Genomic DNA, 13150 nt, shown 5'->3' with positions numbered 1-13150 from the left:
CTGAACTAATTCATTTTAGTTCGGCTTTTTTTTTAGAACTGGAGGGATTTTAGATGGAAAATAACAATGTGTCTAAGTCAACGGTGTTGAGTATTGTTGCGGTGGCATTAGTTACGTTTTCAGGCATCATGGCCGAAACTTCGATGAATGTAACGTTCACGCTATTAGCCAAGCAGTTTGGCACCGATTTGAACACGATTCAATGGGTCACAACGGCGTACTTACTATCAGTCACCATAATGATTACGACAAGTGCCCACCTGGTTAAAAAGTATAGTCTGCGGAACTTATGGTTAACCAGTATTGCAATTTTTATCGTGGGTACGCTGATTGGTGGAACGGCACCGAACCTATGGATATTGCTGTTGGGACGGATTTTAGAAGGCATTGCAGCTGGGATTGCGATGCCCCTATCGTTTAACATTGTGATGTATACAGTGCCGAGTGCTAAGATTGGGACCTGGATGGGGGTATCCTCAATGGTGGTCAGTTTAGCGCCATCGTTTGGCCCCACTTATGGCGGATTAATTTTAGACTTACTGGGTTGGCGAGCAATTTTCTTTATCCTATTAATTGCACCAATCGCATCATTAATAATTGGGTGGCGGACCGTTTTGGACGTGAATCCACGGGTCAAGACGCACACGTTTGATTTATTAGCATTTGGTCTGCTCGCAGGGACGTTAACGTTAAGCCTATTGATCGTTAATCAATTGGAAGGCAGCCAGATTAACTGGGGGGCAGCCGGCTTGTGGCTAGCGATGTTATGCCTGTTCATTTGGCGGGGGATGCGTTCTAAGCAGTCGTTTCTGGACTTAGGGTTGTTTTTAGACTTACGATTCGTGAGGATGTTTATTCCGATTGCACTATATATGTTTGCGATGCTAGGGCTAAACTTAATCATTCCTACTTTTTCAGAAAACGTGCTACGTACTTCCAGTTTTATCGCGGGTTTCTTATTGTTACCCGGTTCATTAGTGGGGGCATTTATGAATCCGTTATTTGGTAAAATGTATGACCAGTACGGGCCAAAGCAGTCTGTGTATTTAGGAAACGTGATTTTTATGGTTGCGGTCCTATTAATGTTTGGGTTACGAAATTGGTTGGGTCTTTGGATATTAATCATTATGTACATCGTTTTTATTATCGGACGGAATATGGCATATAATAGTGCCCAAACCGAAGCAATTGCTACTCAACCACAGGTGAAGCAATCAGATGCTACGGCAATCATTCAAACCTTTCAGATGTTTATGGGCGCACTAGGGACCACTGTCGGGGCATTATTTCAATCTAAGTTTGGTGTTGCCAATGGCCTTCATAACTTTACATTACTAGCAATTGGGATTGCGATTATAAATGGTGGTTTGTTCTGGCGGTATTTTAAAAACAATCAGTTAAAACAATAATAAAAAACACTCGTTAATTTAATTAACGAGTGTTTTTATATTGATTAATTATAAATGAAACCATTTCTTAGCAGCAAATACCCAAACTAATGATAGTACAATTCCTCCAACGATTGAGGGGATGAAATTAACACCTAGAATTGTTGGTCCATAGTTAAGTAACTGATCAGCAGACACTGAACCTAATCCTCCTAAAATAACTGAAATTAGGTTCAATGTTAATACTCTAGCTGGTCCATTTTGATTAGGATTTACTAAATTTAGTAAATAGGAAACACCCGCTCCCATGATTACACCAATAATTATATTAATAAATAATGCCATACCAATTCCTCCTAAATAATAATTATTCTTTATTATTATACAAAGGGAAATATCATATAAACACCAACAATAAATTGATTTTTGTTGGGAAATGTATGGAATTTATTTTAAGTTATCAATTTCTAATTTTTTTAAATTATTAATAATGATATTATTTATTTTTTCAGCGGGTTGTTTACAATCGTCTAATAACCACTGATATATAATTGAATGAATACCGGCCTGAACGAATAGAATATCATACTTACCATATAATTCAGGATATTGAATTAATTTAATTTCTGAATGAAAGATTGGAGTGCTAGAAGCAGTTAATTTGAAAAAAGTAAGGTAGAGATGTTTATTTTTTTGAATGTTGTTTAATAAAAATAGGAAAGTATTTGACTTATGAATTTTTTCTAATTGTCTGTATTTTTTAAATAAATGATTAATGATATTATCTTTTAATGCGTAAATATCTTCGTAGCTATTATAGAAAGTAGACCGATTAATTTTAGCTAATTTGCATATGTCCGTTACTTTAATCTGATCAAATTCATTATCTTTGAGTAGCTTAAATAAAGCAAATTGAATTTTTTTAGATGATGGTCTAATTTAAAGCACATCCTTATTGTTTTAACTATGATTATAAAAAGCACATCTAATTTATACAAACTAGATGTGCTTTGTTTATTAATTAAAGCATGTATTTCTTATCAGCTTCATGGTCTTGTGAAGTTAAGATCTTAGGACCATCCTTGGTAATGGCAAGGGTGTGTTCGTATTGCGCTGAAGGAGTGCCATCAGCTGAAACGTAATAAGTCCAGTCATCTTTTTTGTCATAACGATCAGTAATTTGCCAAGTACCGGTATTAACCATTGGTTCGATCGTAATCGTCATTCCTTCACGAAGCCGCATTCCTTGACCCGCATTACCGTAGGCAGGCACGTTGGGTGCTTCGTGGATGGTAGGTTGAATTCCGTGACCGATTAATTCACGAACGTCACCAAAGCCATTCTTGTTTTCAACGTAATCTTGGATGGCCGCTCCAATGTCACCGATCCGGTTACCAATTACGGCTTGGTCGATACCAATGTATAGTGCATCGTGGGTTACTTGCATTAACTTTTTGAGTTCATCGGAAACATTCCCGACGGCATAGGTCCAGCAAGAATCACTTTCGAAGCCGTCTTTATTAACACAAAGGTCGACTTTAACGATGTCGCCATCCTTTAGCTTAAGGCCCTTACGGGGAATTCCATGTGCTACTTCATCATTAATGGAGATGCAAGTAGCGAATTTGTAGCCATCGAATCCCTTTTCGGAAGGATAAGCACCGTGGTCCTTGATGTATTTGTCGGCAAATTCTTCAATTTCCCAAGTGTCTAACCCGGGCTTGATTAACTTTTGTAGTCCCTTGTGAACCCCAGCCAAAATTGCGCCTGATTCAGCCATTTTTTCGATTTCACGAGGTGATTTTAATGTAATCATTTAATTCGCTCCTTTAGATTTATTGTCTCATACTCTAATTTACTACTTTTAACGCTATCATGCTAGTTAAACCACTTTAAGGAAATTAATTAAATCTCGCCTTTTTAATGAAATTTTGCTTCATTTCTAGTATTCTTATAACTAGATATATAAAGGAGACTGATTCTAGTGAGTAAACATTTGAAGCAGACCATTATGTTGGTAGTTGCACTGATCGTAGTATTAAGTGCAGCGATTTTTTATAATGTAAAAAATAATGATAGTAAGAGTAGTAAGAAGGCCGACCAGCCAGTGCCCACCCTATACGTTAACGGTGCTAATACGACTACGAATGCCGCTAATCATTTGTTGACGATTGGTGATCGTGATGGAGGGACGCAGAGCTTAAAAATTACCTTTGATAAGCAGGGCGATCCCGTTTATAAGGGGAAGTTGACTAAAAAGACGAGTCAACCATTAATTAAAGTGACTTTCAATCCGAAAACATCAGTGTTCTATCAAGAACGCGGCTTGTACCATGTGCTCCAACACCTAAAGTCTAAATATGACTACGATAACTACAATATCGTTGGGTTTGGTGGGGGCGCCGTAGCCGCCCTAGCAGTGGCCAGTGATAAGGATACTAGTATCCCCGACCTTAGTGAATTGATTTCCATTGGTGCTGGTTACAACGGAATCATGAAGGTAAATGATAAGGCTAACTCTAACCACTTAAGTAGCAGTGGTAAACCGCTGATCATGCGTAAACAGACTGCTCAATATCCTTCATATAAGGAATTATCCTTAAACACGAAGACGTTACCAAAGGATGTTAAAATCCTAAACATTTATGGTAACAGTGCCGGCAAGGGCAACAATGATGGTGTGATCACCACTAACTCGGCTGAATCATTGAAATACTTAGTTCATGAACGTACTGATAGTTATCAAGGCGTGAAATTAACTGGTAGTGATGCCTCCCATAATGGGTTGAATAATCATCCAGTCGTGGATCGGCTAGTTGAACGTTCACTGTTTGATAAATGTTAAAATATTTTACTTTTAATTAGAATCGTTATAAAATAGAATCATAATTTATAATGATTATAATTTGAGGTGAAATCTTATGAATCAAAATGCGGCAAAAAACGTAAGCTACGATTTACATGGGAAGCCCTTTAACCGGGCATGGTTCATTTTTATCCTATTGTTAGGTAGTTTTACGATGTCGATTAGTCAATCATCACTTTCGACCGTTTATCCGACCTTTATGCGCTACTTCCATATTTCGGCGACGACGGTTCAATGGCTAACGACTGCGTTTATGTTAGTAATGTGTATTATGATGCCGATCAGTCCTTGGTTATTGAACAATATTGGCTTTCGGACATTATTTATCTCCGTGATCATTTTGTTTGATATCGGCTCTACCATTATTTTGTTTGCGCCCACGTTTCCAATCATGATGTTCGGTCGAATCTTAAAGGCCATTGCGGTTGGGATCTTGTTCCCTTCGTATCAATCGGTGTTATTGTACATTACGCCGAAGGACCAGCGGGGGAGTACGATGGGACTAGCCGGACTAGTAATGGGGTCAGCCTTAGCAGTTGGGCCCATTATTTCCGGAGTGGTATTGAAGTTTACTGATTGGCACGGGCTGTTCGTATTCTTCATCGTGACGGCAACGATTATTTTAATCCTTAGTTTTCATGCGATTAAAGACGTCATGCCCCACAAGAAGAGCAGCTTGGATTATATTTCAACCTTCCTATTAATTGGGTTTGCCGGGGTATTATACGTGGTTAACATGATTGGAAAACCCAACGTTAACCTGCCCGAAGCCATCGTTATTTTAGTGGTTAGTTTATTATTCATTGCCATCTTTGTTTATCGGCAATGGACAATGAAGTCACCATTATTACAACTAAAGGTGTTAAAGACATTTAACTATGATTTATCAGTGCTATTAACTGGAATTTCATACATTGCATTGATCGTAACAACGATTGTCTTTCCGCTTTATTACCAAGACGTCTTAGGGGTGTCACCATTTGTTTCGGGGATGGCATTAGTTCCCGGCGCAGCGTTCCTAAGTTTCTTAAATCCATTGACCGGTAAGTTAGCCGATCGCATTGGTTTTAAGAAGACGATGTTAATTGGAATGAGCATGATCGTCTTAGGGTGGTTATTACTAGCCATTATTCCAGGGCAACCCGGTCTTTGGATCATGATTTTATTAGCAATGCTAATTGAAGGTGGGAATGCCTTCGTCATGATGCCGGCCGTAACGTTAGGGGCCAATTCATTGCCCCGGGATGTGGTTGCAGATGGAACGGCGGTAACTACTACGGCACGTCAAATCTTAGGTTCAACCGGAGTGGCAGTGGCGACTTTGATTCTAACGAACGTAGCGCGGAATCAACAAAGTTTAGGTGTTTCAGCCATGGTTGCTTCTCACAATGCATACCACATTGTATTCGTCACGATGCTTTGTTTAGAAATTGTTGGGTTTATCTTTGCATTATTGCTCCGTTCACAAACTAATTCAAAAGAAGGTTAAAATTATGTGCGATTCGAAAGTAGTGTCAATCTTATTCTTAGTTTTCTATGCCGTGTTACTCTATTTCTCATTTAATAACGATATGCAAGCGCAAATGATTGCGATGCGAATGATGGGGATTGGGATGTTCTCCGAATCAGTTTGGGGCGTCTATGCTTCCTATCGTAAGCATCACCATAAAAAATAAATTGAACCAAATTAAAAAGGCTGATGAATGTACATTCATCAGTCTTTTTTAGGTTTCACTATTGCAGTGGTTCGTTTTTATAACGGTTGAACCATTCTAAGATATCATCGATCCGTTGGATTCGTAAGTTCGGTAAACCATTTCGTGAGAAGCCGTGGAATGATTGAGGATAACGAATGTAATCACAATCAGTGCCGGTTTGCTTAACGGCTGTAAAGTAGGCTTCACTTTGGTTAGTTGGACAGCGCATGTCGTATTCACCATGTTGAATCCGTACGGGTGTCTTAACATTATGGGCATACTTAAGGGGTGATTTATCCCAATAAATTGCATGGGCGTTAGCATCTTCAAATAGATCCACACCTAGTTCAGTCCGGTTGAACCAAAAACCGATGTCACTGGTTCCATATAGGGATTGCCAATCAACAACGGGTCGTTGGACACTAGCAGCCCTAAAGGCATCGTTGTGGCCAATGATCCAGCTGGATAGGAAACCACCATATGAGCCACCAGCTACGAAGAGCCGGTCGCCATCTAAGTCATCATAGTTATTGATGGCATAATCTAGGCCGGCTAACACATCTGCATAGTCATGTTCACCGTAATGACCGATTACGTCAGACTCAAAGGCTTGACCGTAGGATGTGGAACCGCGGGGATTCACAAAGACAACGGCGTATCCATGGTTAGCAAGGGCTTGGAATTCATGGAAGAAGGTTTCACCATATGCAGCATGGGGGCCACCATGAATGTATAAAATAACTGGACTTGGCTTAGTAGCATCTGCATTCTTGGCGTGTAGGACCCACCCATCTAATTGAACTTCATCATCCGTTGCTACGTAAACATAATGGTCGGACTTAGCGTATTGATGGTCCTTTTCATAGTTAGTGTTAGGGTTATAAATGGTAACGACTTCATCATCATTTTCGTTAATCGTTAAAATTTGTAATTCACTAGGCTTAGCTTGCTTGGAAACGCTAATGATGGCTTGGTGATCATTGATGGCCTTAAAGTCATAAACTTCTTCAATGCCATCGTGAACCACGTGATAATCATCGTTTGACCCAGCGACTAACACACTGCGGCCATGGTGATAGGCATGGACTAAATAGTGAGTATTATCTAGCCATTGGATACCCTTATCAGTCCGGTTTTGAACAAAGTCAGCAGCTAAACCAGTGGCATAGCCAAAGTCGTAATCATCCAAATCAGCCGTAACGTTAGTTAATTGTCCCGTGGCAAAATCATAGCGCCAGAAATTATTAACGGTACAGTTAGGGTGTTCATTAGTATTCCCGATTAAGCCTAATTGTTTACCATCTGGTGAGAATTGGGCATCAGCAAAAATCCCACCATCAACATCCTTAGTTAGATAGGTTTCTTCCTTGGTATCGACATTGTACATGTAGACCCCTTCAGTTGGGTCATAGTCAGTCTTTAGTTCGGGATGGTTGGGTTTGGTGTAAACAATTTTAGTGTTATCAGCACTAATTGATTTTAAGTCGAAATCTTGTTTTACATCAAATAAAGTGATGGTTTGATGAGTATTCACATCAAAGTATACTAATTCGTAACTTAAATCATTAGGTAACCAACCCGTTCCGTCTAACCGGTTAAAAATTTTATTTACGTGTCGGGGCACTGGAAAGTCCGACGTATCGTACTTAGTTTTGACCCGGGACTTCGTAATCTTTAACACCAGGGTTTGTTGATCACTAGATTGCTTCATTTGTTGAATGTTATCACCGCTCGTGAGCTGTTTTGCAGCCCCACCAGCTAGTGGCATTTCCACGATTTGGAAGTGTTTATCTGCATCCCGATGCAAGTAAAATAGCTTATCCTTACATACAATTGGGTTAACATTGATCCCTTCATTTGCCCACACCGTGTAGTTTTGTTCATCATCAACACTGGCGATTTTACTACGGTATTGGTTAGTTGCTTCATCAATGCTGTTTTCAACAAAGAAGTACCGCTTACCAACGGGAGTGGGTTGGGTGATTGACTTTAGTTTAAATAAATCATGATTGGCAACGCCTTGACTCATGCTAATTCCTCCTCTTAACTATCCTTATTAATTACCAAATATTAACCCTGTCGCTAGGAGCCATGTACATCCCATCACCTGGTTGAACATCAAAGGTCGTGTAGAAGTCCGCCAAGTTCTTTACTTGAACGTTAGCTCTTAGTTCAGAAGGCGCATGCACATCAATTGATAGTAAGAGTTGCTTGTGTTGTTCAGTTGATTTGTTCCGCCAGATACGGGCCCAATTAATGAAGAAAGCCGATAGGTCACAATCATCTTCACCCTTAGCAGCTTCTTCGGCACAGCTAAGACCGCCGGCATCTGCAATGTTTTCGGAAACGGTGAGCTTACCGTTAACTTTTTCGCCGGCAAATGGGATGCCATCAAATTCCTTGATCATCTTTTGGGCTAGTTGGTCGAAATGTTCATGATCAGATTTGGACCACCAGTTGTTAAGATTACCAAATTCATCAAATTGAGAACCATTGTTATCAAAGGCGTGTGAAATTTCGTGGGCGATTACGGCACCAATCCCACCAAAGTTTTCACTAGATGATTGATCTAGGCTGTAAAATGGTGCTTGTAAAATGGCAGCGGGGAAGACAATGATGTTCTTAAATGGGTGGTAATAAGCATTAACGGTATTAGCACTCATTTCCCACTTGCCACGTTCTACTGGTTGGTTCCACTTGCTAAATTGATCCTTGGTATTGATCTTTGTAAATTTTTGAACGTTGCTGACCAATGTACCGCCATCTTCAGCAGTATCAACTTGGTATTGCTTGAAGATAGGGTCAATAGCGTCTGGATAACCAACTTGAATCATGAGGGCGTTTAACTTCACGATGGCCTTTTTACGGGTATCTTCGCCCAACCAGTCGTTATCGGTCAACCGTTGCTTGTAAACATTGATCATTTTAACGACCATGTCATGAACATCTTGCTTGGCTTTTTCACCAAAGTACTTGTGACCATAGTAGTCACCTACGACTTGATCGAAGGTCCCAGTTGCTAAGTAGTAAGCAGCCTTGCTTTGACTAGCGGGTTCTTTTTGACCAGATAGGGCACGCCGATAAGTACCACCGGTAACCCGGAAGTCTTCTGATAGCACGTTGCTATATGCAATAACGGTTTTGACGATCATCCAGCTCTTCATTAAAACGAAGTTGTTGTCGTCCATGATGTCTTTTAGTGCAGCAAAGTAAGCTGGTTCAGTATCAATGATTTGATCAGGCGTGGTACCGATCAAACCGTTAACGGCTTTGACCAAGTCGACCTTATTGGTGGCCTTAGCAAAGTCACTGAATGCTTCTGGATTGTACATCTTAGTCATATCAGCGCTTTCTTCAGCTGATTTAACGTGTGGGGCAATTTGAGCATCAAAGTGCTTAGCTTCTTCGACCATGGCTTCAGCTTCGTCTGCGGAATAGCCGACCATGGTTAATAGCTTGCGCGCCATTTCAGTGTAGACGGGCATAAGTTGTTTTGCAGCTTGATTACCTTGAGCATAGTAAGTCTTATCAGGCAAGATTAAGCTAGGCACCCCGGCAAAGAGGGCGTTGACCTGAGCGTTTTTCATATCCGCTTCAATATCGAAGTTAAATGGTAGGGGAAGACCAGATAAAATCCAGTCGCTCAGTTGAGCATCTAAGTCTTGGTATGATTCCAGTTCTTCAATGCGCTTAATAATGGGCTTGATTGGTTCAGCGCCAGCTTGATCCCGTTGTTTAAAATCAAATACTAATTGGTAGAACTTCTTGAATTCTGCCATTTCAGCGTTATTTGGTTCCCATTCGCCCGCAGCAAGGGCTTTAAAGTCAGCACGTAGGGTCTTTTCAATCCCATCGACTAAGTCCATGAAACCACCAGTTGAAGAGTGGTCAGCTGGGATTTTAGCATCTTTGAGCCATTCTCCATTGACGGCTTCATAGATGTCATCTTTGATTAATGCAGTATTTACTTTATCACTCATATAAATCCCTCCGAAATTAAAATAATGTTAACTATAGTATACAAAAAAGCGGCTCACAAGTAACGTGAACCGCTTTTAGATTTATAATTATTTATTAATTAGATCGTCGATTGAATTAATGTTCTTCATGTACTTCGGAACGGCTAGGCCGACCTTAGCACCTTGGAGGTTAATTCCGGCATCGTCGATTTGATTCTTGTATTGTTTGTAGTAAATTCCGGATGTGTTTGGTAACCATGCCGATACAGTGGCATCAGCGGATCCCTTCGCAACGGATAACCACATTGGTTGAGCTTCCATTGCTTGGATGGTCGTCTTATAACCCAAGGAATCAAGAACTTGTGCAACCACATTAGTTGAAGCAATTTCTGAATCCCATGCGACATAGGTCATCTTAACTGGTTTACCATTGCCCTTTGGCACACCTTTAGTCCATTCAGCAACTAGTTTTGGATTCTTCTTGATCCAATCCTTAGCCGCTTTGGCAGGGTCCACCCCAGCGTTAGTTTGCAACATCACATCGGACATGTTTGAAGCAGTCCAGTGGAATTGGCTTAATAACTTATAAGCGCCGGGGTTCTTTTGTTTGAAGCCCTTATGCGTAATGGTATGAATTTGTTCAGCCTTACCATAAACGTTTTTGGGATCCTTTAAGAACTTCAATGGATATTTCTTGAACATCCAGTGGGGTTGCCAACCGGTAACTACGATGGGTTGTTTGTACTTAACGGCTTTTTCCAAAGTACTGGTCATGGCTGCCGTGGAACTAGTTTGAAGTTGCCACTTGTTTTGGGCTAAGGGATAGACCGTCAATGCCTTTTGCGTTGACGCCATAATTCCGGCCCCCGCATCAATTCCAGTAATGGTGTAGTTAATTTGTGGCCCTAGTTTTTCTTTGGGGTTGTAAGGAGCAGTCACACTTTGGCAGGCCGTTAAAATGATGGATACCAATAAAAGGGGTACGATCATTAATAATTTTTTGCGTTTCATGCTGGACCTCCTTACTTAGTTGGTTGTTTAGAACGATTGAATGCTTGCGTGATGCGGTCCAAGATAATTGCTAGGATCACGATTGCTAAACCGGCTGTGAAACCAGCTCCGGCATTGTTACGTCCAACGGCGAAGTAAACTTGAGAACCAAGTCCCATGGCACCGATCATGGAAGCGATAACTACCATGGATAGGGTTAACATCATTCCTTGGTTAACACCAGACATTAAAGTGGATTTTGCTAATGGTAATTCCACCTTAACTAGCTTTTGCCAACCAGTGGAACCAAATGAATCCGCAGCTTCAATCAAGTCATCAGGCACCTGAAGGAGCCCTAAGTTCGTCATCCGAACTACTGGTGGTAATGCGAAGATAAATGATGCAATGACCCCGGGGACCATTCCAATTCCGAATAGGGCTACGGCTGGAATCAAGTAAACGAAGGCAGGCATCGTTTGCATAAAGTCTAAGATGGGCTTTAAGATTGCCGCAACCGGTTTGGACTTAGCCATCCAAATTCCAAGGGGAATCCCGATTACCACGATTAACAAACTAGATGTTAACACTAAGGATAGCGTTTGAGTCATGTCCCGCCAGAACCCTTGGTTCCAGATGAACAATAATCCAATTAATTCAAAGGCCATCAGCCCGAGATACTTGCCACCACGCAATGCATAGAACGTAATTGCTAATACGGCAATGATGAATAACCAAATTGGTAATAAATCAAAGACCCATTGGAATGCATTGATGATTGCGCCGATAAAGTTAGTGATTCCGTTAAAGAAGGTCACGAATTGAGTTAACCAGTTAACGAAATTATTGACCCAGTCTGCAACTGGGATTGCTTGTGCAATTGTAAAATTCATTATTTAGCCACCTGACTTCCTGAAAGTGATTCTAGAATGGAACTGCGAATGATAATGCCGCGCAGCCGCTTTTCGTCATCCAATACTGCGACTGGAACAGCAGTTTGTGAGACCGTCTTGAACAACTCTTTAATTGGGGTATCAACGGAGGTCGTTGGGATGTTCTTGCGAATGGCCTTCATAATGTCACGGTCGTTATTTTGAATTAAATCATCAACCGCTTGGGCATCAGCAAGTCCCACTAGGTGCCGGTCGTTGTCGACAGCAAAGATACTGGAAATTTCGTTATCACGCATTCGACGTAGTGCGATCCGTGGACCGTCTTTTTCAACGTTGATCGTGTTTGGCCGCACCATTACGTTCTTAGCAGCCAAGATCTTAGTCCGGTCAACCCCTTGGATGAAGGCTTCAACGTATTCATTCTTAGGATGTTGTAAGATGTCTTCTGGAGTACCGATTTGCACGATTTCACCATCCTTCATGATCATGATTCGATCACCGATTCGAAGGGCTTCGTTCAAGTCATGACTAATGAAGATGATGGTCTTTTTAACTGATTCTTGTAAATCGAGCAGTTCATCTTGCATTTCTTTTCGGTTCAATGGATCCAAAGCAGAGAATGCTTCGTCCATCAATAAGATTTCAGGATCATTGGCTAGCGCACGTGCTAAGCCGACCCGTTGTTGCATCCCACCTGATAGTTGGCTAGGAAATTCGTTATCGTATCCGCTTAAACCAACTAGTTCTAATGAATGGTGAGCCTTTTTTAGCCGTTCATCTTTATTCATCCCTTGGATTTCTAATCCGTAGGCCGTGTTTTCCAAGATTGTCCGGTTGGGGAAGAGGGCAAAGTTTTGGAATACCATGTCCATCTTAGTCCGCCGAATGTTACGTAATTCTTCCTTGGAAGCATTAGTAACGCTTTGGCCATCTAATAGTACGTCCCCTTCGGTCGGTTCGATCAACCGGTTCAACATCCGAATCAAAGTGGATTTTCCACTTCCGGAAAGTCCCATGATAACAAAGATTTCGTTATCATTAACATCGAAGGTGGCCCGGTCGACCCCAACGGTACTACCCGTTTCTTTCAAAATATCAGCTTTGGAACGACCGTCTCTGATCATTTCTTCTGCTTTACCAACGTGTCTTCCAAAGATTTTAGTCAAACCTTTGACTTCAATTTTGCTGGTCATAAAATTCCTCCTTATTTTAGACAAAAATAAAGATAGGACGTGTGATCCTATCTAACTGTCATTATCAAAATGCCGGTGTGACACTTTTTTATTTGCAGGACTAAACTGTCCTAACTAGCTGAACTCTATATATAACTTTAATGAAAATTAAGGAACGTGTCAAATTC

At 40.9% G+C, this 13150-nt stretch carries 11 protein-coding genes; 4 read left to right on the top strand and 7 right to left on the bottom strand.

Annotated elements, in window-relative coordinates; all coding sequences use genetic code 11:
* Positions 1 to 53 precede the first annotated feature (53 nt).
* Positions 54 to 1409: an MFS transporter gene (locus tag R4146_RS00995; RefSeq protein WP_339959606.1), complete on the top strand. Its 1356-nt coding sequence runs from the start codon at positions 54 to 56 to the stop codon at positions 1407 to 1409.
* 48 nt (positions 1410 to 1457) lie between these two features.
* On the opposite strand, the gene R4146_RS00990 is transcribed toward R4146_RS00995, so the two are convergent.
* A complete protein-coding gene (locus tag R4146_RS00990) occupies positions 1458 to 1733 on the bottom strand; it encodes a hypothetical protein (protein WP_339959605.1) in 276 nt (91 codons plus the stop codon).
* Between the two features lie 676 nt (positions 1734 to 2409).
* Positions 2410 to 3204 (bottom strand): type I methionyl aminopeptidase, encoded by a 795-nt coding sequence (gene map / locus R4146_RS00985; RefSeq protein WP_339959604.1) that lies wholly within the window; start codon positions 3202 to 3204, stop codon positions 2410 to 2412.
* 168 nt (positions 3205 to 3372) lie between these two features.
* On the opposite strand from map, the gene R4146_RS00980 reads away from it, so the two are divergent.
* From R4146_RS00980 to R4146_RS00970, 3 genes are all read left to right on the top strand, one after another.
* A complete protein-coding gene (locus tag R4146_RS00980; protein ID WP_339959603.1) occupies positions 3373 to 4233 on the top strand; it encodes an alpha/beta hydrolase in 861 nt (286 codons plus the stop codon).
* 76 nt (positions 4234 to 4309) lie between these two features.
* A complete protein-coding gene (locus tag R4146_RS00975) occupies positions 4310 to 5743 on the top strand; it encodes an MFS transporter (RefSeq protein WP_339959602.1) in 1434 nt (477 codons plus the stop codon).
* A 4-nt stretch (positions 5744 to 5747) separates the two neighbouring features.
* The gene (locus R4146_RS00970) at positions 5748 to 5930 is read left to right on the top strand and encodes a hypothetical protein (RefSeq protein ID WP_339959601.1); all 183 of its coding nucleotides are present in this window, start codon (positions 5748 to 5750) and stop codon (positions 5928 to 5930) included.
* A gap of 58 nt (positions 5931 to 5988) precedes the next feature.
* On the opposite strand, the gene R4146_RS00965 is transcribed toward R4146_RS00970, so the two are convergent.
* From R4146_RS00965 to R4146_RS00945, 5 genes are all read right to left on the bottom strand, one after another.
* Entirely contained in the window at positions 5989 to 7980 is a 1992-nt protein-coding gene (locus R4146_RS00965) for a S9 family peptidase (RefSeq protein WP_339959600.1), read from the bottom strand.
* Positions 7981 to 8011: 31 nt separating this feature from the next.
* Complete coding sequence (locus tag R4146_RS00960; protein ID WP_339959599.1) at positions 8012 to 9931, bottom strand: M13 family metallopeptidase; 1920 nt, start codon at positions 9929 to 9931, stop codon at positions 8012 to 8014.
* An 87-nt stretch (positions 9932 to 10018) separates the two neighbouring features.
* The gene (locus R4146_RS00955; RefSeq protein WP_339959598.1) at positions 10019 to 10921 is read right to left on the bottom strand and encodes a glycine betaine ABC transporter substrate-binding protein; all 903 of its coding nucleotides are present in this window, start codon (positions 10919 to 10921) and stop codon (positions 10019 to 10021) included.
* 11 nt (positions 10922 to 10932) lie between these two features.
* Positions 10933 to 11790 carry an ABC transporter permease gene (locus R4146_RS00950; protein WP_339959597.1) on the bottom strand — a complete coding sequence of 286 codons (858 nt, stop codon included), beginning with the start codon at positions 11788 to 11790 and terminating at the stop codon, positions 10933 to 10935.
* The gene (locus R4146_RS00945; RefSeq protein ID WP_339959596.1) at positions 11790 to 12983 is read right to left on the bottom strand and encodes a quaternary amine ABC transporter ATP-binding protein; all 1194 of its coding nucleotides are present in this window, start codon (positions 12981 to 12983) and stop codon (positions 11790 to 11792) included. The genes R4146_RS00950 and R4146_RS00945 overlap by 1 nt, the downstream gene beginning before the upstream one ends.
* Positions 12984 to 13150: the final 167 nt, after the last annotated feature.

The sequence above is a fragment of the Nicoliella lavandulae genome, from assembly GCF_037546185.1.
Taxonomy (GTDB): Bacteria; Bacillota; Bacilli; order Lactobacillales; family Lactobacillaceae; genus Nicoliella; species Nicoliella lavandulae.
Note: the sequence above shows the minus strand (reverse complement) of the source record. Positions and strands in the feature narration are given on the sequence as shown.